Raw genomic sequence first — 223 nt, 5'->3', positions numbered from 1 at the left:
TGCTTCATGCCGCTGACCAGAAAGGGCAGCGATGCGGGCAGGATCACCCGCGTCCACTTGTGGAATCCTTCCGACCCCATGGTGCGCGCGGCGCGGGCGAAGATCGGCGGACTGTTGCGCGCGCCGTGATCGGTGGCGATGATCACGGACCACACGGTGCCCATGATCACCACGAAGAGCATCGCGCCCTCGGTCTGGCCGAACCACACGAGGGCGAGCGGCA

At 66.8% G+C, this 223-nt stretch carries 1 protein-coding gene; it reads right to left on the bottom strand.

The genetic code is table 11. The features are described from left to right. A partial coding sequence (locus E4K09_RS17265; RefSeq protein ID WP_134499031.1) for an ABC transporter permease subunit occupies nt 1-223 on the bottom strand: 223 nt, incomplete at both ends.

Origin of the sequence: Microvirga pakistanensis, from assembly GCF_004458765.1 — a bacterium.
Taxonomy (GTDB): Bacteria; Pseudomonadota; Alphaproteobacteria; order Rhizobiales; family Beijerinckiaceae; genus Microvirga; species Microvirga pakistanensis.
The sequence above is the reverse complement of the archived record's forward strand: the minus strand, read 5'-3'. Positions and strand labels throughout refer to the sequence as shown.